Source organism: Sphingomonas sp. R-74633 (assembly GCF_013416555.1).
GTDB lineage: Bacteria > Pseudomonadota > Alphaproteobacteria > Sphingomonadales > Sphingomonadaceae > Sphingomonas.
Genome location: NZ_JACCFG010000001.1, coordinates 805,957 through 831,026 on the forward strand (window position 1 = coordinate 805,957; position 25,070 = coordinate 831,026).

General features: G+C 66.7%; 19 protein-coding genes. 6 read left to right on the forward strand and 13 right to left on the reverse strand.

Annotation, left to right across the window (positions count from 1 at the left end; translation table 11 throughout):
• Positions 1-3: 3 nt before the first annotated feature.
• The 4 genes from rsmA to HZY97_RS03805 form a co-directional block, all read right to left on the reverse strand.
• A complete protein-coding gene (gene rsmA, locus HZY97_RS03790; protein ID WP_180140711.1) occupies positions 4-819 on the reverse strand; it encodes a 16S rRNA (adenine(1518)-N(6)/adenine(1519)-N(6))-dimethyltransferase RsmA in 816 nt (271 codons plus the stop codon).
• Positions 816-1,811: a 4-hydroxythreonine-4-phosphate dehydrogenase PdxA gene (pdxA, locus tag HZY97_RS03795; protein WP_180140714.1), complete on the reverse strand. Its 996-nt coding sequence runs from the start codon at positions 1,809-1,811 to the stop codon at positions 816-818. The genes rsmA and pdxA overlap by 4 nt, the downstream gene beginning before the upstream one ends.
• A 4-nt stretch (positions 1,812-1,815) precedes the next feature.
• Positions 1,816-3,210 carry a peptidylprolyl isomerase gene (locus tag HZY97_RS03800; RefSeq protein WP_373684283.1) on the reverse strand — a complete coding sequence of 465 codons (1,395 nt, stop codon included), beginning with the start codon at positions 3,208-3,210 and terminating at the stop codon, positions 1,816-1,818.
• A gap of 95 nt (positions 3,211-3,305) precedes the next feature.
• Complete coding sequence (locus HZY97_RS03805) at positions 3,306-5,606, reverse strand: LPS-assembly protein LptD (RefSeq protein WP_373684284.1); 2,301 nt, start codon at positions 5,604-5,606, stop codon at positions 3,306-3,308.
• 121 nt (positions 5,607-5,727) lie between these two features.
• On the opposite strand from HZY97_RS03805, the gene HZY97_RS03810 reads away from it, so the two are divergent.
• Together HZY97_RS03810 and ndk are read left to right on the forward strand one after the other, a co-directional pair.
• The gene (locus HZY97_RS03810) at positions 5,728-6,168 is read left to right on the forward strand and encodes a DNA polymerase III subunit chi (RefSeq protein ID WP_180140718.1); all 441 of its coding nucleotides are present in this window, start codon (positions 5,728-5,730) and stop codon (positions 6,166-6,168) included.
• Positions 6,169-6,619: 451 nt separating this feature from the next.
• Complete coding sequence (gene ndk, locus HZY97_RS03815; RefSeq protein ID WP_180140720.1) at positions 6,620-7,042, forward strand: nucleoside-diphosphate kinase; 423 nt, start codon at positions 6,620-6,622, stop codon at positions 7,040-7,042.
• A gap of 150 nt (positions 7,043-7,192) precedes the next feature.
• Here ndk and HZY97_RS03820 read toward each other — a convergent pair whose 3' ends face one another.
• The 7 genes from HZY97_RS03820 to HZY97_RS03850 all read right to left on the reverse strand — a co-directional run bounded on the left by HZY97_RS03820 (position 7,193) and on the right by HZY97_RS03850 (position 15,123).
• Positions 7,193-8,629, reverse strand: coding sequence for a DUF4157 domain-containing protein (locus HZY97_RS03820; protein ID WP_180140722.1), 1,437 nt, complete (start codon positions 8,627-8,629; stop codon positions 7,193-7,195).
• Between the two features lie 77 nt (positions 8,630-8,706).
• Positions 8,707-10,119: a HAMP domain-containing sensor histidine kinase gene (locus HZY97_RS03825; protein WP_180140724.1), complete on the reverse strand. Its 1,413-nt coding sequence runs from the start codon at positions 10,117-10,119 to the stop codon at positions 8,707-8,709.
• A 46-nt stretch (positions 10,120-10,165) separates the two neighbouring features.
• A complete protein-coding gene (locus HZY97_RS03830) occupies positions 10,166-10,885 on the reverse strand; it encodes a response regulator (RefSeq protein ID WP_180141643.1) in 720 nt (239 codons plus the stop codon).
• Between the two features lie 106 nt (positions 10,886-10,991).
• Entirely contained in the window at positions 10,992-11,408 is a 417-nt protein-coding gene (locus HZY97_RS03835) for an EF-hand domain-containing protein (protein WP_180140726.1), read from the reverse strand.
• 120 nt (positions 11,409-11,528) lie between these two features.
• On the reverse strand, positions 11,529-12,302 hold the full coding sequence (locus HZY97_RS03840) for a thioesterase family protein (RefSeq protein ID WP_180140728.1): 774 nt from the start codon (positions 12,300-12,302) through the stop codon (positions 11,529-11,531).
• Positions 12,299-13,834: a class I adenylate-forming enzyme family protein gene (locus HZY97_RS03845; RefSeq protein ID WP_257214861.1), complete on the reverse strand. Its 1,536-nt coding sequence runs from the start codon at positions 13,832-13,834 to the stop codon at positions 12,299-12,301. Before HZY97_RS03845 ends, HZY97_RS03840 begins: the two co-directional genes overlap by 4 nt.
• Before the next feature lie 65 nt (positions 13,835-13,899).
• Positions 13,900-15,123 (reverse strand): MFS transporter, encoded by a 1,224-nt coding sequence (locus HZY97_RS03850; protein ID WP_180140730.1) that lies wholly within the window; start codon positions 15,121-15,123, stop codon positions 13,900-13,902.
• A 203-nt stretch (positions 15,124-15,326) separates the two neighbouring features.
• Between HZY97_RS03850 and HZY97_RS03855 the strand changes: the two genes are divergently transcribed.
• From HZY97_RS03855 to HZY97_RS03865, 3 genes are all read left to right on the forward strand, one after another.
• The gene (locus tag HZY97_RS03855) at positions 15,327-16,547 is read left to right on the forward strand and encodes an acyl-CoA dehydrogenase family protein (RefSeq protein ID WP_180140731.1); all 1,221 of its coding nucleotides are present in this window, start codon (positions 15,327-15,329) and stop codon (positions 16,545-16,547) included.
• A 116-nt stretch (positions 16,548-16,663) separates the two neighbouring features.
• Positions 16,664-17,734, forward strand: coding sequence for an acyl-CoA dehydrogenase family protein (locus tag HZY97_RS03860; protein WP_180140733.1), 1,071 nt, complete (start codon positions 16,664-16,666; stop codon positions 17,732-17,734).
• A 335-nt stretch (positions 17,735-18,069) separates the two neighbouring features.
• Positions 18,070-20,763 carry a TonB-dependent receptor gene (locus HZY97_RS03865; RefSeq protein WP_257214862.1) on the forward strand — a complete coding sequence of 898 codons (2,694 nt, stop codon included), beginning with the start codon at positions 18,070-18,072 and terminating at the stop codon, positions 20,761-20,763.
• A gap of 58 nt (positions 20,764-20,821) precedes the next feature.
• Here the strand turns inward: HZY97_RS03865 and HZY97_RS03870 are convergent, their stop codons facing one another.
• The gene (locus tag HZY97_RS03870) at positions 20,822-22,183 is read right to left on the reverse strand and encodes a DUF1254 domain-containing protein (RefSeq protein ID WP_180140735.1); all 1,362 of its coding nucleotides are present in this window, start codon (positions 22,181-22,183) and stop codon (positions 20,822-20,824) included.
• A 153-nt stretch (positions 22,184-22,336) separates the two neighbouring features.
• Between HZY97_RS03870 and HZY97_RS03875 the strand changes: the two genes are divergently transcribed.
• A complete protein-coding gene (locus HZY97_RS03875) occupies positions 22,337-22,708 on the forward strand; it encodes a hypothetical protein (RefSeq protein WP_180140737.1) in 372 nt (123 codons plus the stop codon).
• A gap of 4 nt (positions 22,709-22,712) precedes the next feature.
• On the opposite strand, the gene HZY97_RS03880 is transcribed toward HZY97_RS03875, so the two are convergent.
• Positions 22,713-25,049 carry an arylsulfatase gene (locus HZY97_RS03880; RefSeq protein WP_180140739.1) on the reverse strand — a complete coding sequence of 779 codons (2,337 nt, stop codon included), beginning with the start codon at positions 25,047-25,049 and terminating at the stop codon, positions 22,713-22,715.
• Positions 25,050-25,070 lie beyond the last annotated feature (21 nt).

A 25,070-nucleotide genomic window follows, 5' to 3' on the forward strand; every position in this document is an offset into this window, starting at 1 on the left:
TTCTCAGCCCAACGCGCGCGCCAGGGCGACGAATTCTTCGACGCTCACCGTCTCGGCGCGGCGGCTGGAATCGATGCCCAGCGTTTCCATCGCCGCAAGCGCGCCGGGCACGCCCTTCAGGCTCTGGCGCAGCATCTTGCGGCGCTGGCCAAAGGCATTGGCGGTAAGGTTCTCCAGCGTCTTCAGCCGAACGCCTTCCGGCTGCGCGGCGGGGACGATATGGACCACCGCCGACATGACCTTGGGCGGCGGAGTGAAGGCCGAGCGATGCACGTTCATCGCGATCTTCGGAGTCGAGCGCCACTGGGAGAGCACCGCCAGCCGGCCATAATGTTCGCTGCCGGCCGCCGCGACGATCCGCTCGGCGACTTCCTTCTGGAACATCAGCGTCAGGCTGGCCCACCACGGCTCCCATTCCGCCGACAGCCAGCCGACCAGCAGCGCGGTGCCGACATTATAGGGCAGGTTGGCGACGACATGCGGCTTGCTTGCGAACAGCGTCGGCGCGTCGACTTCGAGCGCGTCGCCTTCGATGACCTTGAGCTTGTCGGGGAAAAAGGTGCCGAGCTCTTCCAGTGCCGGGATGCAGCGCCGGTCGCGCTCCACTGCGGTCACGCTGGCGCCGCCTTCGAGCAGTGCGCGGGTCAGGCCGCCGGGGCCGGGGCCGACCTCGAACACTTCGGCGCCGTCGAGCTTGCCCGGCACCTTGGCGATGCGGGCGAGCAGCTGGTGGTCGAACAGGAAATTCTGCCCCAGCGCCTTGCTCGCGCTGAGACCATATTTGCTGATGACTTCCCGGAGAGGCGGCAGGCTGGTCACGCTGCTGCGTCGGCCCTGCGCTGGGCGGCGCTGGCGGCCATCTTGATCGCGGCAATCATCGCGCCGGGATTGGCCTGGTCAGTGCCGGCGATGCCGAAGGCGGTGCCATGGTCGGGCGAGGTGCGGACGATGGGCAGGCCGAGGGTGATGTTCACGCCCTCGTCGAAATGGAGGGTCTTGATCGGGATCAGCGCCTGGTCGTGGGTCGGGCAGAGCGCGGCGTCATAGCCGGCGCGGGCTCGTGGGTGGAACATCGCATCGGCTGCGAAGGGCCCGATCGCGTCGATCCCTTCCTCGCGGAGAAGGGCGATGGCGGGCTGGAGCACGTCGATCTCCTCCCGCCCGATCTCGCCGCTCTCGCCGGCATGCGGGTTGAGGCCGGCAAAGGCGAGGCGCGGCCGCTCGATGCCGAAGTTGCGCAAAAGGCCCCGGGCCGTCACCCGTGCCTTGGCGAGTACCAGTTCGATGGTGAGCAGTTCGGAGACGGCGGAGATCGGCACATGGACGGTGATCGGCACCACCCGCAGCGTCGGTCCTGCCAGCATCATCACGGCATTCTCGGGAGAGATGCCGCAACGCTCGGCGACAAACTCGGTCTGGCCCGGATGCGTGAAGCCGATCTTGTAGAGCTGGACCTTGGAGACTGGCCCGGTGACCACGCCGCCCGCCGCGCCGGCATTGGCGAGGCCCACCGCCAGCTCGAGCGACTGGAGTGCGGCCTTGGCGCTGTCTTCGTCAGGGCTGCCGGGCGTCACTTCGCACGTGTCGCCCACGGCGAGCACGGGCAGCGCGCTATCGAAGACGGCCGCCGCCTGGTCGGGGTTGGTGATCCGGGCGATCGGCCCGTCCCACACCTTCTCCACGGCGCCGGGACAGCCCACGGCGAAGAAGGGCGCGAGCGAGTGCAGCTCGCGCGCCTTCCAAGCCTTGGCGGTGATCTCGGGCCCGACTCCGGCCGAATCGCCCATCGATATGGCGAGCGGCCGGATCATGCGCTCAGCGATATTCGATCAGCGCGTCGCGCCGGATGTCGCGGAGCATGCGCTGGGCACGCAGGTTGACGCGCTGGTCCTCGAGCTCGCCCTGCACCTGCGCCACCGAGGGCAGGTTGGCCACGGGCGGATCGTCGCGGCCGCAGACCACGAGCACGCGCACGCCGTCTTCGATCGTGCCGAAGGGCTGCGTCACCTGGCCCACCTGGAGCGGCAGGATGATCTGCTGCAGCGCCGCCGGCAGGTCGCCGATGACGATACCGTCCTTCTCGACCATCTCGGCGTTCTGCGCCGCGGCGACATTGGCAGCGTCGCCGCAGCCCTTGATCGCCTGCGTCGCCTGGGCGAACTGGCCCGCGCGGGACTGGGCCTGCGCCTCGGTCGTTCCCTTGGGGAAGGTGATGGTGATCTGGCGCAGTGACAGCTTGGCGCCGCGCGGATCGGCCATGCCGACCTTGCGCTTGTCGGCGAGGTAAAGGATCGAGAAGCCCGTTGCGAGCGGGATCGGGCCGGCGACCTGGCCGGGTGACATCTCCGCCACGGCCTTGGCCATCTCGTCGGGCAGCAGGCCCGGGGCGAGGCGAACCCAGCCGAGATCGCCACCGCGGCCCTTGGTCGAGCTCTCCGAATAGGTCTTGGCCAGATAGTCGAACGGCGCGCCTTCCTTCATCTGCTGGATGATGCGCTGCATGCCGGCATAGACTTCCTGCTTCCGGTCTTCGGTCGCGTTCAGGTAAATCTCGTAGACGTGGAATTCTTCGCTGCCCTGCGCGGCCTTGAGGCGCTTGATATAGTCCTCGGCTTCTTGGTCGCTGACGTTGATGTCGACCTTGCGGCGCAGCACGCGGTTCCAGGCAAGCTCGCCCTCGATCTGCTTGCGCATCGTGCGCTCCGAGGCACCGGCCTGGCGCAGGAAGGCGCGAAGCTGCTCGGGCGTCTTCTGGAGGCGGCGGGCGACCGCAGCGAAGCTGTTGTCGATTTCCTTGGGCTCGACGGTGATCTCGTTGGCCTTGGCCTCCTGGATCTGCAGCGTCTCGTCGATCAGCTGGCGCAGGATCATCATGCGATACTGATCATGCTCTTCCGGCTTCAGATTGAGCTTGTTGAGGGCGATGATCAGGTTGAGCCGCTGATCGACATCGGTGCCGGTGAGCACGGCGTCGTTCACGATCGCGGTGGGCTTGCGGATATTGGGGTCCGCCTTGCCGAACAGCTTGAGATCGGTTGGGAAATCGAGCTGCGCAGCAAGGGCTGCGGCGGAGTCCTGCTGCGACGGCGCGGGCGGCGCGGCCGGGTCCGCGGCCGTCTGTGCCATCGCGCCGGAGGCGAGGCTGGAGATCGCGAGCGCGAGAATGGACAAGCGGCCTGCGCGGATCGCCTTGGTAACACCAATGTTCACGTGATTCCGTACCCTCAAATCTGCCGGAAAGTGGCGCTTAATGGCCAATTGTGCCTGAACTTAGGCTTACCAGCTGTTCCCCTCAGCGCAAAAGCCTAGCGCCCGAGGTTCTTGAACGCCAGCGTCAACAGATAGGAATTGCCCTTCGCCGCGTCGCCGGTGGTGGCGTAATCGCGCTTCCAGGTGAAGCCGAGGCGAAGGCAGTCATCCTCATAGGTAATGCCCAGGCGGTGGCGCACCGGCTCGAACCCGTCCGCCAGCGACGTCGGATCTTCCTTGCGGTCGGTAAGGTCGATCAGCGTCGAGCCCGAGACCGACCAGAATCGGGCGATCTGGATGCGGGCGCCCACGCGGGCCTCCTCGCGGTCCTGCAGGTCCTCCAGCGTCGGGTCGATATTCCGATTGAGCCGCAGATAGCCGAGCGTGAAATAGGTCGCGCGCGAGCCCACCGTCATGTCGACTTCGTTGCGGCGGAAGGCGAGGCCGTCCTTGTCGAGCCGGTAGCGGTGCGAGAAGCTGATGAAATCCCTGAACCGGATCGTGGTGCGGCCGACAATGTCCGACACGCGGCCGTTCAGGCCTGTCCCGTCCGGGAACAGGGTGGGGCGCTGCGAGATGCGGTAGCTCTGGCCGACATTTGCGTCGATCGAGAAGCCCGGCAGGTAGAGCGCGTAATCGAGGCCCCAGGTGAAGCGGGTCGAATCGTCGAACCGGTCGTAACCCGGGAAGCGGTTGAGCGCGAAGAGGTTCGAATCCTCGAGGTCTACGGCGCGGGCGTCTTCGTTGGGGACTTCGAGATTGGCGATCTTGGGCGAGGCGACGAGCTGCACGCGCGGGGTGATGCGCTGCGTGCCGCCGAACAGCGAGCCCACCAGCGGCCATTTCACGTCGATCGCACCCGCTGCGATGCCGCGGGTGTGGAAGCCGTCCTCGCCGCGATAGCTGGCGATCGTGGTGAGCATCGTGTCCGACGCGTTGTAGAGATCGCCGCGGGCATAGGCAGTGAAGATCACCTCCTGACCCCAGTTGGTGAGCTTGCGCAGGTCCCATTTGGCGCTGGCGAAGGCGCGCTGCGAATCCTGCCCGTCGGAACGGCCGATCGCCAGGCTGTTCACCTGGAACTCGAAACGCCCGCCGATCAGGCCGTCGTCCATCCGGCGGCGATAGTCGATCTCGGGCAGCGCATAGGGCTGAAGGCCCTGGCGCTCACCGACGCGCAGCGTCTGGACTACCCATGCGTTGATCGAGAAATAGCTATCCGGATCAATGCGTTCGATGCGGATATTATTACGCAGCCTGTCGTCGCGCGAAATATCGTAGCGGCGCAGGAAGGTGCGGTCGGTGACGAGCCGGAACGAGGCACTGGCGCTCCAGTTCGGATCGAGCTGGAAATTGCCGACCGCGTCGAGATAGCCGCGGAAATCGTTCTTCGAGGTCGTCGGCGTGATCGGCACGGTGAGGTCGTCGGCGCGGCGGCTATAGGTACCGTAGGCGGCGATGCGGAAGGCGCCGAGCGAATTGAGCTCGCGATACTCGGCCTGCATCATCGGCAGGACGTTGGTGTAGATGCGCGGCGTGACGGTCAGGTCGCGATTGGGCGCGAAGCTGAAATAATAGGGCAGCGCGAACTGGAAGCCATTGGTGCGGTTGTAGCGCAGATCGGGCGACAGGAAGCCGCTGGCGCTGTCGCCGCCGACCGGATGCGAGAAGACCGGCAGCGGGATCGTCGCGAAGCCGAACACCGAGACGCGCGCACCCGAATAGCGCAGGCGCTTCTTGGCGGGTTCATAGATCACCCGGTTCGCAGTGACCTTCCACGACGGCTCCTTCGGGCAGCCGTTCGAATCGGAGACCGAGCAGGGCGTGTAGGCCGCGTTCTCGACCGTGAAGCTGCCATCCTCGTGCCGCTCGCCGCGCTGGGCGGCGATCCGCCCGCCGGCGTCGAGCACGACCAGCATGTTCTGGACGACACCGTCCTTGAGGCTGTCGGTCAGCTCGACCTTGTCGCCATAGGCGCTGTCGCCCTGCGGATTGACGATGACGACATTGCCCTCGGCCACCACCCGGCCGGTGTCGCGGTTCCACACCACCTTGTCGGCGCGCAGCCGCTCGCTGCGGCGATAGAGGCGCACGTCGCCGGTGGCGGTGACCACCTGCTGCTGATCGTCATATTCGAGCAGGTCGGAGGTGAACTGGATCTGGTCGTCGCCCTCTGGCAGCACAGTGGGCGAGGGGGGCGGTGGCTCCACTGCGGGGGTCTGCAGGCTCGGAGTCGCATCCTGAGTCGGCGCCGGCTGGGGCGCCGTCTGAGTCGGCTCGGTCGTCTGCTGGGCGCGCGCTTCTGCCGCCAGGCACAGGCCGAGCGCGGCCGACAGCAGCAAGGCCTTGCGCGTCACTTCGATTCCCACCTTTATTTCTCACTCCCGTGCACGCGGCCGTTCCCGCCCTATCGCAGCGGTTGCGCCATCGCAACGTCACGTGCGTTGGCCCGAACGCACGGAAGCGCTAACAGGAGCCATGCAGGTCGATTTCTATCATTTGACGCAGCTTCCGCTGGAGCGCGTGCTGCCCCGGATCGCGGAACGCGTGGTCGAGTCCGGCGGACGATTGCTGATCGTCGCCGGCGATGCAAGCGAGCGGACCAAGCTCGACCAGCTGCTATGGACCTATAGCGCGGAAAGCTTCCTGCCGCACGGCCAGGCCGGCGGGCCCGATGACGATCGCCAGCCGATCCTGATCGGCGAGGCGATGGAGGCCGGCAATGGCGCACGCAACGTCGTGCTGGCCGACGGCGTTTGGCGCGACGACGCGCTGGGCTTCGAGCGGGCCTTCCACTTCTTCGACGAAGACAAGATCGTCGAGGCGCGGCTCGCCTGGAAGGGGCTGGCCGGGCGCGAGGGAGTGGAGCGCAACTATTGGAAGCAGAACGAGCAGGGGCGCTGGGAGAAGGTCGCCTGATCCGAACGCTTCGGACGCGGAAGTTTGCGATATTTGCGGGGTAGGGTCCCTTGAAAGCCAGGGTTTCGGACTGTTTTGATCCGTTGCCGTCTCCGCAGTGGGTGTTGCACTTCCGGACGGGTTGGACGCGGATGTTTGCACCACCGCCCGACTTCGCCATCCCGGCCCCGTGCCGCGATCCACGGTTCCGCACGCTTTGGACAAGACGGGTTGCGGCATGAATCGCCGCGCAGTGGACCCCGGCACGAGGCCGGGGTGACGGCTATGGCGAGGGGTTCGCGCGGCTACTGCCCGCACGGTGCTTGCTTCGATTTCACGGTTCAAAGAGCGTCTTCGGGAACAATAGCAGAACGTGAGCCTGTAGGACAGCAGGTGGCGCTTGCATCCGGCGCAACCCCGGACTAGGGAGCCGCGACTTTTCCACACCCTCAAAAGCAGGAGCCGCACGGCCATGGCCGCGACCCGGACCTTTTCGATCATCAAGCCCGATGCCACCCGCCGCAACATCACCGGCGCCGTCACCAAGATGCTGGAGGAGGCCGGCCTGCGCGTCGTTGCTTCCAAGCGCATCCAGATGAGCCGTGAGCAGGCCGAGGGCTTTTACGGCGTTCACCGCGAGCGTCCCTTCTTCAACGACCTGGTCGAGTTCATGATCTCGGGCCCGGTTGTTGTGCAGGTGCTCGAGGGCGAGAACGCCGTCCAGGCGAACCGCGACATCATGGGCGCGACCAACCCCGCCAATGCAGACGCCGGCACGATCCGCAAGGAACTGGCCGAATCGATCGAGGCGAACTCGGTGCACGGTTCGGACTCGGAAGAGAATGCAGCGATCGAGATCGCCTTCTTCTTCAAGCCGGAAGAGATCGTCGGCTAAACGCCGCGGTTTCTACACCGAATTGGATGCGAAAGGCCGGGGCGAAAGCTCCGGCCTTTTCGTTTCTTCGGACGGCGCAAACTTCCGAGTAGCGTCGCCATCGGGGAACGCGCTGGACCGGACGGCGATGCGATCGGCCGGAGCGCCGGATCAATAGTTCATCCAGGCCTCGAGGAGGCCGTTCTCCGTCGCGATACGCTCCTCCTCCTCCCAGCTGGGCTGCCTGCCGTGGCGCACGACCCAGCGAGCGATGATCATATCCAGACGCTGGCGCGGCGTGGGGGCAGGTTGCTGGACGATCTGGCCACCCACGCCCATCGGGATAGTGCCCATGTTGCGCACCATCATGTTGTAGGAATCGTCGGCTTGCCGAAGCTCGACGGGATCGTCGCCCCTGCGATGCTGTTGCGCATAGCCGATCTGGTTGATCGCCATCGCGATATCGGGATTCTGGTCGCGCAGCGCCTGTCCGGTCCAATCGCGATATTCGGTCGAATTGAGACCCGAATCGTCGGCCGTGCCGCTGGTACCGGTGCCGATATGATCGCGGTGCGAGTCGTGATGCTCCTGATAAGCCGGCGCGGTGTTCTCGATCTCGCGCATGAGCGCGCCTTCCCCGCGCGTGCCGGCGATATCGCCGCGCAGCACCGCAAAGCCAAAGGGATGCTCGGACTGGTGCGTGTCGCCGGTCACCAGCCGCCGCCATCGCCACCGCAGGCGCTGCTGCTCGCGCTTCTTTCCGCCATGCTGGAAGGTCTTGTACTTGCTGCGCTTGGTGTTGCGGCACTTGCTGCCCTTGATGCACAGCGGGCTGAAGCAATAGGGGCAGCCGCCGCCGCGCCAGGGCGGCGGAGGCGGGGGCGGGCCCATTCCCATCATCATCGGCTGGATCGTGACGCGGACTGGCGCACCGACCCGCTTCAGCTGGATTGCACCCGGCGGACCGACGCGCTTGGGCTGGATGGCGACGGGCGGGCCCGCGGGCTTGCGCTGCACCGCGCCTGCCTGGCCGGCAGGCGCGCGATAGGTGAGCGCGCGGCGGGCCATCGCATCGGCCTCCGCCTCCAGCGCATTGTTCTGCACGACCGCGACGCCGCCGCCGAACGGATTGGCGACCCGACCTTGGCGCTGCTGCACGACATGGGCAAGTTCGTGGCCGATCAACTCGCGACCGGCCGGCGTATCGGGCTGATACTGGCCGGGCGCGAAATACAGGTCGTTGCCCGTGGTGAAGGCAATCGCACCAATGCTCTGGGCCTGGGGCCCGACATGGATGCGCACCGCCGAGAAATCCGTGCGCATCGCGCCTTCCATCTGGGTCCGCAGCGAATCGGGCAGCGCCTTGCCCGGCCCCTGCTTGCGGAGCACGGCCTCGCCGACCTGGAAGGAACCGCCGCTGCCGCCGTGCCGCATGGCGACCGCACCTGGCCGCGCCGCACCACCATGCGGAGCCGCCGGGGCGCCGACCCTGGCAGGCGGGCCGACCGGTGCCGCGCCGGCGCGTGGCGTGGGCGCCTGACGCGGCTGGATTGCTGGCGCACCAACATGGCCCGGCCGCATACGCCCCTGGATGACACGTCCGGCCATGATCGCTCCCTTTGGCTTCCAAAGGGTGCATATCATCCGGGAAACGCTTGTAATAGCGGGGAAAGCCCCGGAACGGCTTAGCTCCGCGGCAGCGTGATCGTCGCGACCAGGCCGCCGCCCTCGCGGTTGACCAGGGTGATCTCGCCGCTGGCGTCGCGGACAATGGCACGGGCCAGCGCGAGGCCCAGTCCGGCGCCGCCGGTCTCGCGGTTGCGCGATTCCTCGAGGCGCGTGAAGGGATCGAAGACCTTTTCGAGCTTGTCCTGCGGGATGCCCGGGCCGCGATCGCAGACTTCGATGCGGACATTGCGGTCGTCGGAGCGCAGGCGGACCTCGGTCGCACCGCCATATTTGATCGCATTCTCGATCAGGTTGCGGACCGCACGGCGCATCAGCGAAGGGCGTAGATGCATCCTGAGGCGCGGCGCCTCCTCGAAGGTCACATCCTGATCGAGGTCGCGGAAATCCTCGACCACGGCGTCGATCAGCGCGGACAAGTCAACATCGGTGGCCGGTTCGCTCGGACGTCCGAGCCGGGCGAGGCTGAGAATGTCGTCGAGCGTGTGGTTCATCTCGTCGATCGTGTCGGCCATGCGGGCACGGTCTTCGTCATCGTCGACCGATTCGATGCGCACCCGAAGCGCGGCGAGCGGCGTGCGCAGGTCATGGCCGATCGCGCCGAGCATCCGGTCCTTCTCGTCGAGCATCGCCGTGACGCGGGTGCTGAGCGAATTATAGGCGGCGATCACCGCGCGCACGTCGCTCGGACCGCTCTCCTCGACCGGATCGGCATTGTCGTTCGGGTGAAAGGCACGCGTCGCCTCGGCAAGCTTGCGCAAGGGCCGTGCGATGCGGTGGCCGGCCCAGAGCACGGGCAGCAACACGACGATGTAGAGGATCAACGTCTGCGCGAAGAGCTGCCAGATCAGGTTGCGCTCGCTGCGCGGCCAGGCCGAACTAAGCGAGAGCCAGCCCTTGCCGGGCAGCTCGACCGCGACGATCAGTTCGGCGCCCATGCGGCGCAGGCGATCGGCGCGGGCGGGGTCCATGCGCTTGAGCAGCGGGCGATTGGCGTCGATCGGGTGGACCACGGCAATCACCTGGCCGACCTGGACGCCGCCGTCGGTGAGGCCGCGGCGCAGGTCGTTCTCGACATCGGGGCGGCGGGCGAGTTCGGCGGGGATCGGGTTGGCGGGGACGAAATCGACGCGCCCGCCACGGTTCTGGCGGCGGCCGTCGCCGCGCCCGCCGCCCTGGCCGTCACGGCGATCGACGCCGGCGGGCGTGTCCGCGCGAGGATTCACCGGGGTGCCGAGACGCTCGGCGCCGTCGATCAGCCGGGTGACGGTGGGCACGATCACCTGGGCGAAGCGCGCACCCTGCCGCTCGCGGACGAGCAGGCCGAAATTGATCGCCTGCGCGACGAAGAGCGCGACCGCGACGAGAAGCGCGATCTGGCCGGGGAGCGAGCGGGGGACGATGCGGTTCATGCCAGAGCCGTCATCCGAATTTCGCCGGGGTGACGGAAATGGGAAATCACAGCCGCGTCACTTCCGCCGCCAGCGTATAGCCGCCGCCCCATACCGTCTTGATGATCGCGGGCGCCTTGGGATCGGGTTCGATCTTCTTGCGCAACCGGCTGACCTGGTTGTCGATCGCGCGATCGAAGGCGGCGGCTTCGCGGCCCTGCGTCAGGTCGAGCAACTGGTCACGGGTCAGCACCGCGCGGGGGCGGGTGACCAAAGCGTGGAGCAGGTTATATTCGCCGGTCGAGAGCGGGACCGAGACGCCTTCGCGGTCGACCAAGGCGCGCTCGCCGGTTTTGAGCACCCAGCCGGCAAAGGCATAGCTGCCCGTCTCGGGCGCGTGCTGGCGGGTGCCGCCGACCTGGAGGCGGCGCAGCACCACCTTGATGCGGGCAGCGAGCTCGCGCGGGGAGAAAGGCTTCACGACATAATCGTCTGCGCCCATTTCAAGGCCGACGATGCGATCGGTCTCTTCGCCGCGCGCAGTGAGCAGGATGACCGGGGTCTCGCTGGTCTCGCGGATATGGCGGCAGAGCGACAGGCCGTCCTCGCCGGGCATCATGATGTCGAGCACGACCAGGTCGATCGCATAGGCGGCCATGCGGGCGCGCGCGCCCTCGGCATCGCCGGCTTGGGTGATCCGGAAGCCCTGCTTGGTGAGATATTGGGCAAGCGGCTCACGAATGGAGCGCTCATCCTCGACGAGCAGGAGGTGCGGCGTGTCCGACATGTCTGGTTCGTAGGTCATCGGAGCGCCGCAAGACAAGGGTGCAGGAAGGTGCCCGGGCGGGCGACGAGAGGAGGCACACAGCCCGCCCGAGCGAGATCCGGGTGGCTCAGTTGTTTTCCGAGCCGCCCGGCGGGGGCGCTTTACGGCTGCCCATGCGGGCGCGCATCGCATCGCGCTCCGCCTGGTCGATCTTGCCGTCCTTGTTGGTGTCGATGCGGTCGAACCGCTTGGCGGCCATCGCCTGCATGTCGGCGAGGGTCATGTCATCGGTCATGCCGCGGCCGCCGGCGCGCGGGCCCGCCGCGGTGCGCTCGTCGGCGCTGATCTTGCCGTCCTTGTTGGTATCGATCTTGGCGAAGCGCGCCGCGATATCGGCGTTATATTCGTCCTTGGTGATGACGCCGTCCTTGTCGGCGTCCATCTGGTCGAACATCTTGGCGCCGTGCTTCGGAGCGTCCTGCGCAAAGGCCGGGGCGGCGAGGAGAGTCGCGCCGAGAGCGGCTGCGACGAGGAACGTCTTCATGGGGGCAACTCCTTGGTCCCGGAGGTCCAAGCCCCCGACAGAAGCTGCTTTTCACCCGGGGCTGTCGCACGGATTTGTCAGGCCTGCGGGAAACTGTCGCAAATTGTCTCAGCCCCCGGATCAGCCGAAGATGGCGACGCCCTGCATGGCCTCGGCGATCGGTTCACCGGCGGAATCCCAGATCGTCATGCGCTGGGTGGAATAGCCGTCGCGGGCAGTGCCGGCGCTGGCGTGCAGGAGCCACCAGCCATCGGTGGTGGCGGGCGCGGGGTTCTGGAAGTTGATCTGCCAGTTGAGCGAGCTGAGCGGCGTGCGCTTCTCCGCGAGCAGCTTGAAGGCGGCGGGGGGCAGCGCGTCGCCGATCGCCATCAGCTCGACGAACGGGTGGAGATCGTCGCGGGCGCGCAGGCGTGCCCAACGCAGCCACTCGGCGGGGCCGGTGCCGGGGGTATGGTCGCAGAAGTTGAAGTTGCCGGTGAAGAAGTCGTCGGGGCCGGTGTAGAGATTGGCCGCGGGCGTCGGCGGCGGGATCGGGCCGCGCTCGGCGGTGTCGTGTGCGATGCTCGACGGCAGCGGCGCCATGAAGACGAAGGTGGCGCGCAGGCCGAGGCCGGCTTCGGAGGTCACGTCGGACTGGAGGAAGGCGGCGTTGCGGCCGCGGCGCAGCTTGGTCGCGGTGACGGTGACGTCGCCGGCGAGCGGGCCAATGAACGCGACCTGCGCCGAGCGGAGCGGCGGGAGGTCGGGCTCGGCCTCGAGCGCGGCCTGGAGCGCGAGCGCGGCGGAGAGGCCGCCATAGGCCGTGCGGCCCTGCATCCAGTCGGTGGGGATTGCAGTGGTAAAGCCGGTTTCGGTGCGGCTGGCGCCGGCGATGATCTCGGCAAGCGGCGTCACGCGGCGAGATACCGGTCGCGCAGCTCGCGCTTGAGCACCTTGCCGATCGCACTGCGGGGGAGTTCGTCGACCTTGCGCAGGTCGGCGAGGCGCTGGGTCTTGCCGACGCGGTCGTTGAACCAGGCGAGTGCTTCGGCGGGGTCGGCGGGGCCGGTGAAGAAGCCGAGCGGGGTCTCGCCCCATTGCTCGGAAGGGATGCCGATCACGGCGCAATCGGTGATGCCCGGGTGCTCGATCAGCACGCCCTCGAGGTCCGAGGGATAGATGTTGAACCCGCCCGAGATGATCAGGTCCTTCTTGCGGTCCATCAGGATGAGGAAGCCGTCCTCGTCGAAGCGGCCGACATCGCCGTGGCGGATGAAGCGGTTGCCGTCGCTGTCGTGCCAGGTCGCGTCGCGGGTGGCGTCGGCGCGGCCGTGGTAGCCGCTCATCATCGCGCCCGAGCGGCCGACGACTTCGCCCATCTCGCCGCGCGGGACTTCGTTGCCCGCCTCGTCGATCAGCCGGATGTCCTGTCCCGGCAGCGGCACGCCGACGGTGTGGAGCTTGGTGGGATGCGCGTTGCAGATCAGCACGGTGGTGCCGCCGCCCTCGGTCATGCCGTAATATTCGACGAGCAGGCCGGGCCAGCGGGCGAGGATGTCTGCCTTGAGCGCGGGCGAGAAGGGCGCGCTGGTGCAGGTCTTGAAAGCGAAGCTCGACAGGTCGAAGCTGTCGAAATCGGGGAGCGCCATGATCCGCTGATACTGGACGGGGACGAGCATCGCGTGGGTGGCACGGTGCTTCGCGGCCTGGGAGACGAAGGCGCGCGCGTCGAACTTGCCGAGCAGCACTGCGGTGCCGCCCCAGGCGATCGTCGGGATGAAGCTGACCAAGGTGGTGTTCGAATAGAGCGGGGTGGCGACCATCGTCACGGCGCTGCCGAAGCCGCCGGGCGCGCGGGCGATGTGGAGCCAGCGCATCGATTGGGGCTGGACGATGCCCTTGGGCACGCCGGTGGTGCCCGAGCTGTAGATGATGTTGAACGGGTCGTCGGGGGTGACTGCGACCGGCGCGGGCTTGCTGCCCTCCGGTGCGAGGAACTCGGCGAGCGGGGTGCCGGCATCGCTGCCGTCGAGCGCGACGCGCTGCACGGTAGTGGCGGCGTCGCCGAGTGCCTTGGCGCCAATCGCATCGAGGAAGAGCACGGGAGCGCCGCAATCGGCGATCATCGCGGCGAGCTGCGCGGGCGTGGCGGAGGGTTGGAGCGGGGCGGGGACACCGCCGGCGCGCAGCGTGCCGAGGAATGCGCAGCCATAGTCGATCGACGTGGCGGCGAGGATCGCCACTGCCTGGCTCTTCCCGAGCCCCTCGCGCTGGAGCGCGGCGGCGATGCGATCGAGCATGACGTCGAGCGCCGCATAGCTGATACTGCGGTCTTCACAGACCATCGCCGGCTTGTCCGGCCGCTCCACCGCGTGCGCGCGGATCAGATCGGAGAGCGACGCGAAGTCGCTGGTCAACATCGCTGCCGCGTTCAATTCCTGCCCCATGCTGGCAGGCCTAGAAGAGCAAAGCCGCGAACGCCATACGCAATTTTCGAAAAATGGCTAACGGGTCATTCGGACCCTGGCTCGGCCGCGCCGGGGCGGATGGCCGGGACGAACAGCGCGATGATCAGCGCCGCGCCTGCCATCAGCCCACCCGCGACGAGAAAGGCCGCGCCGTCGAACCCGTGGCGCGTGCCGCGGGCCAGCGCCTGCGATGCGATCAGCGGGCCGAGGATCATCGTGACATTGTTCATGCTGGCGATGCCGCCCTGCAGCGCCCCCTGGCGCGTGGCGTCGACCATGCGCGACAGGATGCCGTTGAGCGCGGGATAGGCGAAGGCCCCGAAGGCGCCGATCAGGAAGAAGGCATAGACCTGCCAGCCCTGCTGGGTGAGGGCATAGGCGAACAGGGTGACCGAGGCGCAGGCGAGCGCGAGCAACGCCGCGTTGCGCTCGCCGATCCGGCCGATCACCCGGCCGGTGAGGAAGCCTTGCACCAGGCCGGTGAGCAGTCCGACATAGGCCAGCGACCAGCCGATTGCGTTCGCATCCCAGCCGAAGCGGATCGCCGCCCAGAACGCCCAGGTCGTCGGATAGACGGTGCCGGCGAGCTGCCAGAGGAACCAGGCGAGCAGCAGCGGGGCGGCGTTGCCGGCGTGGAAGAGCGGGCGGAACGCGCCGATGATGTGCGCGTCGCGCAGGCGGAATGGACGGCGATTCTCCTGCGCCAGCGTCTCGGGCAGGAAGAAGAACATGATGATCGCGTTGAGCCCCGCGCAGATCGCGGCGATCACGAAAGGCGCGCGCAGGCCGAGGCCCGCGCTGATCCCGCCCAGCGCCGGGCCGAGGATGAAGCCCAGGCCGAATGCCATGCCGATCATGCCGAACGCCGCGCTGCGCTTCTCGGGCGGAGTGACGTCGGCAATCACCGCGGCGGCGGGGCCGAAGGTCGCGCCCGCGGCGCCGGCAATGATGCGGCCCACGAACAGCCAGGCCAGTGTGGGCGCGGCGGACATCAGCGCATAGTCGATCGCAAAGGCGCACATCGAGACGATCAGCACCGGGCGGCGGCCATAGCGGTCGCCGAGATTGCCGAGCACCGGACCGGCGAAGAAGCCCGCCAGCGCGAAGGCCGCCGACATCCAGCCGGCAATGTCCGCCGCCGCGTCGAGCTTCACATGGCCGAGGCTGGTGACCAGCCCCGGCAGCACCGGCATGACAATGCCGAAGCCGATCACGTCGATGAGCACCGCGACCAGCACGATCGGGATCGCGCGATGTTCGAACTTCATGTCTATCCCCTCTTCGCGCGCTCCTTAGCAGAGGCGGACGCTGCGGCCATGCGCAAACATGCAGGAACATATCAGGAACAACCTTGGTCAAGCAAGTGCGTTTGTTTCAGGCGTTGCGCGATCCTGCGATCGAGATAGCTTGACGCCGCCCAAGCCATACCGCAAATTCGAAACAAGCAAGAAGACTATCCCGGGAGAGAGTGATGGCTACGGCCCCCGACATCGATGCACCGGCAAATCCGCTGGATGCGTTCCGCGTGCAGGTCCGCGACTGGCTCGCGGCGAATTTTCCCGCCAGCCTGAAGGGCAAGGACAATGCCATGTCCGCGGTCGAAGGGCCGCACACCAACTCGCCCGAGGAGGATGCCTGGCAAAAGGCGATGGGCGAGAAGGGCTGGGGCGTGCCGACCTGGCCGAAGGAATATGGCGGCGGCGGCCTCAGCCGCGGCGAGGCGCGGGTGCTGCAGGAAGAGATGCAGCGCGCCGGCGCCTGGAACCCGATCGGCGGGATGGGCGTGATGATGTTCGGCCCGACGCTGCTCGAATATGGCACCGAAGAGCAGAAGCACGAGCATATCCCGGCGATCGCCAAGGGGACGGTGCGCTGGTGCCAGGGCTATTCGGAGCCGGGCGCGGGATCGGACCTCGCCTCGCTCCAGACCTTCGCGGCGGATGAAGGCGATCATTATGTCGTCAACGGCCAGAAGACCTGGACCAGCGGCGGGCAATGGGCGGACAAATGCTTCATGCTCGTCCGCACGGACAAGTCGAAGAAGCATGAGGGCATCACCTTCCTGCTCTGCGACATGGACACGCCGGGCGTCGAGGTGAAGCCGATCCAGCTGATCTCGGGCTCGTCGCCCTTTTGCGAGACCTTCTTCACCGATGTGAAAGTGCCCAAGGCGAACCGCGTCGGCGCGGAGGGCGAGGGCTGGACGATCGGCAAAAGGCTGCTCCAGCACGAGCGTTCGAGCCTGTCGGGCGGCGGATCGACGGCGGGGCGGATGTTTGCCGGGGCGTCGCTCGGGCAGATCGCCAAGAAATATGTCGGCACGGACGCCGAGGGGCGCATCGCCGATGCCGATCTGCGCAGCCGGATCGCGCGGCACGAGATGGATTTGCGTGCCTTCATGCTGACGCTGCGCCGCGCCTCGCTCGAGGCCAAGTCGAACCAGGGGCCGAGCGCGGCGACGTCGATCATGAAGAATGTCGGCGCGCGGATCATGCAGGAGCGTTCGGAGCTGCTGATCGAGATCCGCGGCTTCGCCGGCATGGGCTGGGACGGCGAGGGTTTTGGCGAGGACGAACTGCGCGATGTGCGCACCTGGCTCTTCGGCAAGGCAGTGTCGATCTATGGCGGCTCGACCGAAATCCAGAACAATGTGATCGCCAAGCGCATCCTGGGGATGCTGGATCATCAGTAATCAAAGCCCTCTCCCCACCGGGGAGAGGGTTGGGAGAGGGGCAGAGGTGGAGAGTGCGCCGCACTTCCCCTCTCCCCGACCCTCTCCCCGGCGGGGAGAGGGAGAAGGGATAGAAAATGGCAATCCTCACCGAAGAACAGACGATGCTGCGCGACATGGCGCGCGAGTGGGCGGATAACGAGGCGCCCGTCAGTGCCTTTCGCAAGATGCGCAACACTGCACCAGGCGCGGGCTATGACGCAGCGACCTGGCAGGCGCAGGCCGAGATGGGCTGGACCGGGATACTGGTGCCCGAAGCGCAGGGCGGGGCGGGGATGGGCTATGTCTCGCTCGGCCTCGTGCTCGAGCAGCTGGGCCGCAATTTGGTCGCGACGCCGCTGGCGAGTACCGCGGCGGCAACGAGCGCGATCCTGATGGCCGGTTCGGATGCGCAAAAGGCCGAGTGGCTGCCGAAGATCGCCGCGGGCGAAGTGGTCGCCACGCTGGCGATCGACGAAGGGCCGCGCTTCGATCCTGCGAAGATCGAGACCAGCGTCGAGGGCGGCAAGCTCAGCGGCACCAAAATGTTCGTGCCCGAGGGCGACAGCGCGCAGCTGTTCGTCGTTGCGGCGACCGACGGGCTCTATCTCGTGTCGGGCGATGCCGGGGTGACCCGCTCGCCGCGCCACCTGATCGACAGCCGCAGCCATGCACAGGTCGTGTTCGACAATGCGCCTGCCGAAGCGCTCGGCGGCGGCGTCGAGCTGATCGGCCATATCGCGGACCGCGCGGCGGCGGCGAATGCCGCGGAGATGCTCGGCATGGCCGAAAGCGCCTTTGCCCAGACCAACGACTATCTGAAGACGCGCGTCCAGTTCGGCCAGGTGCTGGCCAGCTTCCAGGCGCTGCAGCACCGGATGGCCAAGATGTTCACCGAACTGGAGCTGACCCGCTCGGCAGTGGAAGCCGCGCTCGAGGCGATCGACAGCGGCCGGGTGAATGTCGCGCAGGAAGTGAGCCTGGCCAAGGCGAGCGCGAACGAGACGCTGCATCTGGTGAGCCGCGAGATGGTCCAGCTGCACGGCGGCATCGGCATGACCGACGAGCATGACGCGGGGTTCTATCTGAAGCGCGCGCGAGTGCTCGAGGCGCAATGGGGCAATGCGGCGTGGCATCGCGAGCGGTTTGCGCGGCTGAACGGATACTAAATCGAGTGGCGCTGTTCCCCGGCGAAAGCCGGGGCCCAGGGTCGCGAGCGATGCGGCAGAGAAACCCTGGGCCCCGGCTTTCGCCGGGGAACGATAAGTTGGAATGCCGAACGGTGCGGTTGCCGTAGGGGAAACTACTCAGACACAATATGACATTTGCGCAACACTGTTGAGCCAGTCCCCTTTTGCAACTCTTGTTCTGCTTGACGTCTCTCAGGGACGTGTCAGTATTCGAGGATAGGGTATGGAGCCGCTAAAGTGCTCCGGCCCGTGGTGGGAGAGAGATGATGATGCGGTTTCGCCTTTTGACGGCCGTTGCGGTTCCCGCGCTTACCATGGCACTCGCGACGCCTGCTTTTGCACAGGATACTCAGACTCCGCCAGCCGACGCGTCGGCCCAGGACGATAATAGCGCCCGCGATCCCAACGAGATCGTGGTGACCGCCCAGGGCCGTGCCCAGGTGCTCGCCGACGTGCCGCTCGCGGTCTCCGCGGTGAGCGCCGAGCAGCTCGAGCGCACCGGCGCGACCGACATCCGCAGCCTCAACCAGGTTGCCCCCTCGCTGCTCGTCTCCTCGACCGGCAGCGACGCCAACACCTCGGCGCGTATCCGCGGCGTCGGCACGGTGGGCGACAATCCGGGCCTCGAAAGCTCGGTCGCGACCTTCATCGACGGCGTCTATCGCTCGCGTACCGGCCTGGGCCTCAACGACCTGGGCGAAATCGAGCGGATCGAAGTGCTGCGCGGCCCGCAGGGTACGCTGGGCGGCCGCAACGCCTCTGCCGGCATGCTGAGCGTCACCACCAAGGCGCCGAGCTTCACCTTTGGCGGGATGGCCGAGGCGACCTACGGCAATTACGACTTCTGGCGCCTGCAGGGTGCGGTGACCGGCCCGATCTCCGAGCAGGTCGCCTTCCGCCTCGAGGGGCTCTACGCCAAGCGCAACGGCTTCTACAACGACGTGAACACCGGCCGCGACATCAACAATCGCGATCGCTATCTCGTCCGCGGCCAGCTGCTGTTCCAGCCGAATTCGGACATCTCGGTCCGCCTGATCGGCGACTATAGCTATCGCAAGGAAGATTGCTGCGCGGCCGTCTATGCGACTGCCGATGTGTCGCCGGCGAACAACGGCCTGATCGCGCCGGGTACCCCGGTGGCGACGGTGCTGACCGGCATTACCGGCACCACCTTCGCGCAGTATTTCCCGGGCTATAACAACGCCTATTCGCGCCGGATCGCGACGAGCGCCAACCGCTCCTATACCGGCATCACCAAGGACTGGGGCTTCTCGGGCGAGGTGAACTGGAATCTGGGCGGGGCGGAGATGACTTCGATCACCTCCTATCGTGACTATAAGAATACCCAGGCGGCCGATGCCGATTACGGCCTGGCCGACATCCTCTATTTCGGCCCCGCAAGCGGCCGCGAGTTCAAGACCTTCACCCAGGAACTGCGCTTCCACGGCACGGCCTTCAACGACAAGCTCGACTGGCTGGTCGGCGGCTATTACGCCAACGAGGACCTGGAGACGAAGAGCCAGCTCAAGTTCGGCAACGACTATGGCCGCTTCGCCAGCTGCCGTATCGTTTATGGCTCGTTCAACGCCTTCTACGCACCCGGCAATGTCGGGTGCCTGAGCGCCACCGGCGTGGCGGTGCTCAGCAACTCGCTCGGACCGCTCGGACCGGCGGGCGCAGCGATGGTCGGCGGCCTGCAGCGGCTCGACACGGTACGCAACGTCGGCGACGACACGGCGAACTTCAACCAGAACAGCTCGAACTTCGCGTTCTTCACGCACAACATCTTCCACGTGACGAGCAACGTCGATCTGACGGTGGGCCTGCGCTACACCAACGAGACCAAGAAGCTCGACGCGAACTTCAACAACAACAACACCGCATGCCCGGCCCAGCAGGCGGCGCTGCTGCCGTTCATGGGCGTGCCCGCGCTGGCCCCGCTCGCCGGCGGCATCATCACGCTGACCTGCCAGGGCGGATCGTCCTCGGCACTCAACGCGCTGACGCTCAATGACGAGCGCAAGGAGAACAAGTTCACCGGCACGGCGATCCTGTCGTGGAAGCCGACCGACGACATGCTGCTCTATGCGAGCTATTCGCGTGGCTACAAGTCGGGCGGCTTCAACCTGGATCGCTCGGCGTTCAAGAACCCGCTGGCGACCCAGCCGCTGCCGATCTTCCCGATCAGCACGGCGAATGCGGGCTATTATGCCGATGTCCTCCAGTTCGATGAGGAAACGGTCAACGCCTATGAAGCCGGCATGAAATATTCGAGCCGGGGCTTCAACCTGAACATCGCCGGCTTCCGCCAGGAGTTCAGCAACTTCCAGCTGAACACGTTCAACGGCACGGTCTACCTCGTCCAGAACATCAATGGCTGCAAGACCAGCCTGGGCGGTGCCGATCGTGACCTGAGCGCTGCCACGGGCACCTGCTCGCCGGACAATATCAAGCCGGGCGTGGTCTCGACGGGCTTCGAAGTCGAGATGGGCCTGTCGCCGGTGCGCGCGCTGACCTTCAACATGGGCGTGACCTACGCCAAGACGAAGTACGCCAACAACCTGGTCGGCTCGAAGACCGGCGCGCCGCTCGATCCGGCGCTGCGCCTGCTGCCGGGGGACCTGCTCTCGAACGCGCCGGAATGGGTGGTCACCAGCTCCGCGGCCTGGACGCCGTCGCTGGGTGGCGGCCTGCGCGGCCTGTTCTATGTCGATGCCCGCCTGGCCGACGACTATAACACCGGCTCGGATCTGTTCCCGCAGAAGGAGCAGGACAGCTTCGTGGTGGTTAATGGCCGTGTCGGCATCAGCGCCGAGGACCAGAAATGGGCCCTGGAGTTCTGGGTCCAGAACGCCACCAAGGCCAATTACATGCAGGTCGGCTTCAGCTCGCCGTTCCAGGCAGTGAGCACCACGCCGACGGCGGGTTATCCGGGCGGATCGCAGATCTTCTCGTCCTACCTCGCCGAGCCGCGCCAGTACGGCGTGACGCTGCGCTCGCGCTTCTAAATCCCAGGAGGGTGTGGAACGGGCTCGCGGAGAAATCCGCGGGCCCGTTTCCGTTTGTTCAGCCCATGCGGCGCACGGGCGGAGGCGTCCAGCTGCCGTCGATCACGGCGGGTCTCGGCCCATAGGCGCGCAAATACAGCGTGAAGTCGGCGCCGGCGGGGGCGGGCAGCCAGTTGCTCTCGCGTTCGGGCCCGGGCGTATCCGCCTGGACGAGGAGCGTCAGCGACCCGTCCGCGCCGGTCTGCAGCGACTTGTTCTTGGTGCCGAGCGAATAGCGGTCGATCGGGTTGGGCACGAAGAAATGATGCGCGTCGTAAAGGGTGAGCGACCAGAAGCCGTCAACGGGCGGGGTCTGGCCGGCGGGGAAGGTGACTTCATAGCGATTGTCGCCGTTCAGCCGCGCGCCGTCGGCATCGAGGTCCTGATAGAGATAGCAGGTCTCGTTGGCCGAATTGACGAGGATGTTCGATCGAGCGACGGCGGTGCGGGTGAAATGATCGGTGCCGAACACCGCGCCATTGGCGATCGTGCTCCAACGGTTGCCGGCCTGGATGCCCCAGTTGCGGAACTGGAGCAGCGGATCGATCAGTTCGACATCGGTGCGTCGGGCCTCGTCGATCGCGGCAGACTTGAGCGCGGGATCGCGGGCGATGGCATCGAGCAGCGCCTGCGCCTCGGCATAGAGCGCTTCCTCGCCGGGACGGGCGGGAGCGTCGGCCAGCACGTCGGGGAGCTGGTCGAAGAACTTGTCGGGAAAGACCCATTTGGTCTCCTCCGATCCGGCCTCATTGCCCATGAATCTGGGGAGCTGGCGCCAGTCGCGGCGCTTCGGCGTGCTGGTGAACTGGTCGAGCGTGTAGATGTCGAGCCCGTCGATCAGCTCCTGGATCGCCGCGCGGTCTTCGTCGCTGTCGTCCTGGAAGACGCGCGGGACGAGCATCGCGGTGTTGCCGGGGCAGTGGAAGACCTGGGTGATGCCCTTGGGGACTTCGCCCTGCCAGCCGGGGCCGGTGATCAGGTAGAATCCCGCCTTGCTGCCATACATCGAGCCAAGCTTAAGGAAGCTGTCGGTGCGCAGATCGACGCCCTCATAGACCCAGAAGCGGTCGCCGAAATCGGGGACCTGGAGGACGACCGGCGAACGTTCGAGCGCGGCGATGCCGGCGCCATAGACCACGTCCTGGTTGGGACAGGCGACCCAGCGCTGCTCGGGCGCGATATAGTCGTGGAGCATCGACAGCGTGTTGAGCGGGGCGAGCGGGAGGACGCCGTTCATCAGCCCGGGCGCGGGCGCCTGATCGAAGGCGAGGCGGCGGTTCCAGACATTCACCAGCGGCCAGGCCCAGAAATAGACATGGCGCGCGGCCATGCGGGCATAGGCTTCGGTGACCTTGGTGGAGCGGGTCGGGGCGGCAGGCATAGGTCCTCCTTCGGCGCGGGAGGCAGGCTAAGCGCCGGGCATGCCGGACCCTATCGGGGGAAACCCTTGCTCGAGGCACGGGCAGGTGCGGAGCTTTCAGAAGCGGTTCAGGCGGGTGGCGCGAAGATGGCATCGATGTTGAAGGAATTGATCATGCGTGCCCTGCTGCCTGTCCTTGGCCTTCTCGTATTTGCCGCCCCGCTGCCCGCCTTCGCGCAGGCCGCTCCGGCGGCGCATTGCGCGGTCAGCGTGCAGTTCGGCAGCTATGCGATGGGGATCGACCGGCCTGCGTTCGAGCGGGTGCGGACGCTGCTGGCGCATGACCGCGGCGTGCTGACGGTGGAGCATCAGCGCTGGGGCCGCGAAGGCGAGACGACGCTGTGCGTGCAGCTGCGCAAGGCAAGCGATACGCGGCGGGTGTTCGGCCGCGTGAAGGCGGCGCTGCCCGCCCGGCCGAAGGGGCCGGTCACGCTCGAGGCACGCGGCGGGCTACGCTTCACGGCACCGCGAAGCACCGCCCGCTGAGCCGCTATTCCGCTGCCACTGCCTCGCGTTTCGGCGCGGTCTCTGCGGAGGGCCTAGCGCCGGGCTTGATCTCGATCGTCACCTTCTCGATCCGCCCGGTGAACTTGAACGGCATCTTGTAGGTGAAATCGATCGGCGAGCCGGTGTCCATGCCGATGTCGAGCCCCTCGCCGAGCGAGAACTGGATCGGCACCGAACGCTCGATCCGCCCTTCGGCCAGCACTTCGCCGTCGGCCGAGACGGTGAACTTGCCGCCCTTGCCCATGCCGCCGCCATCATAGGCGAAGTCGACGACGAGGATGTGGCGGCCCGCGCCGAGCGCCTTGCTGGCCGCGAAGGTGGGACGGTCGACCGAGAGGAAGTTATAGACAAAGACCGGCTTGCCTTCGCGCAGATAGAGACCGTAGCCACCCTCGAGCCCGCCATGGGTGACGATCATGCCCTCCGCTCGATCGTCGGGCAGCTCGATCTCGGCGGTGATCGTCCAGCTCTTGTTGAGCATCGGCAGGCAGGCGGCATCGGGCAGCCCGACCTGGCCTTCATGATAGACCGCCCTGGTGCGGTGACCGACCATCGAGGGGCGGCCCATCGCCTCGGCATTCATCCGGATCGTCGCGCGCCAGTCGAGCGGGAGGACGTTGTATTTCGCGGCCTCGACCCACCAGAGGTCCTGCAGCTCGCGCAGCTTGTCCGGATGCTCGGCGGCGAGGTCGCGGGCCTGGGAGAAGTCCTTGTCGAGCTTGTAGAGTTCCCACACCTGATCGTCGGGGCTCCAATCCTCCGAGCGAACCGGCTGCCAGGGGACGAAGCTTGGTGCCGAGGCCATCCAGCCATCGTGATAAAGGCCGCGATTGACCCCCAGCTCGAAATACTGGGTCTTGCGATGGCTGGCCGCGCCGGCATCTTCGAAGACATGGGCGAAGCTGACGCCCTCGATCGGCTTTTGCTGGATGCCGTTGAGCTCGGTGGGCGCGGTGATGCCGCAGATCTCGTAGAGCGTCGGCACGATATCGATCGTGTGGATGAACTGGTCGCGCAGCCCGCCGGCTTCCTTGATCCGGTCGGGCCAGGAGATGATCATCGGGTTGCGCGTGCCGCCGAAATGGCTGGCGACCTGCTTGGTCCATTGGAAGGGCGTGTTCATCGCGTGCGCCCAGGCCGAGGGGAAATGGTTGAAGTGCTTCGGCCCGCCGAGCTCATCGATCGCCTTGATATTGTCTTCCCACTTCTCGGGGAAACCGTTGAAGAACATGTTCTCGCACAGCGACCCCTCGATGCCGCCCTCGGCGCTCGAGCCATTGTCGCCGGCGATGTAGAGGATGATCGTGTTGTCGGCGTCGGGCAGTTCCTTCACCGCGTCGATCACCCGGCCCATGGCGACATCGACCTGCGCGCCATAGCCGGCGAAGACTTCCATCATCCGGGCATAGAGGCGCTGCTGGTCGGCATTCAGGCTGTCCCAGGCGGGCAGACCCTTCGAGCGCGTGGTCAGCTCGGTATCCTGCGGAATCACGCCCCGCTGCTTCTGCCGTTCGATCGTCGCCTCGCGATAGGCGTCCCAGCCGCTGTCGAACTGGCCCTTGAACTTGTCTGCCCACGCATTGGGCGCGTGGTGCGGGGCGTGGGTGGCGCCGGGGGCGACATAGAGGAAATAGGGCTTGTCGGGCGCGATGCTCTTCACCTTGCGCACCCAGGTGATCGCGCGGTCGGCGAGGTCCTCGGTCAGGTGATAATCGGGATCGTCCGAGGCGGGGACGAGATCGCGGTTCTCGAACAGCAGCGGGTTCCAATGGTTCATGTCGCCGCCGTTGAACCCATAGAAATAGTCGAAGCCCAGGCCATTGGCCCAGCGATCGAACGGGCCGGTCGCACTCGTCTCCCAGGTGGGGGTATTGTGGTTCTTGCCGATCCACGCGGTCATATAGCCGTTCTGGCGCAGCACCTCGCCGATCGTGCCGCAGCTGCGCGGGAGGATGCAGCAATAGCCGTCATAGCCGGTCGCCAGTTCGGTGATCCCGGCGAAGCTGGTCGAATGGTGGTTGCGCCCGGTGATCAGCGCGGCGCGGGTGGGGCTGCACAAGGCGGTGGTATGGAAATAGTTGAAGCGCAGCCCTTCCTCGGCGAGCCGGTCCATGGTGGGCGAGGGGACGCCGCCGCCAAAGGTGGAGAACTGGCCGAAACCGACATCGTCGAGCAGGATCAGCACGATATTGGGGGCGCCCTTGGGCGGCTGCACCGGCTGGGGAAAGGTTGCCGGATCGCTATCCTGATAGGTGCGGCCGACTTCGCCGGTGAAGTGGAAATCGGGGCGCGGCAGGACGTCCGGGGTCTCGCTCGGCATGGCTGGTCTCCTGAAGGGAGT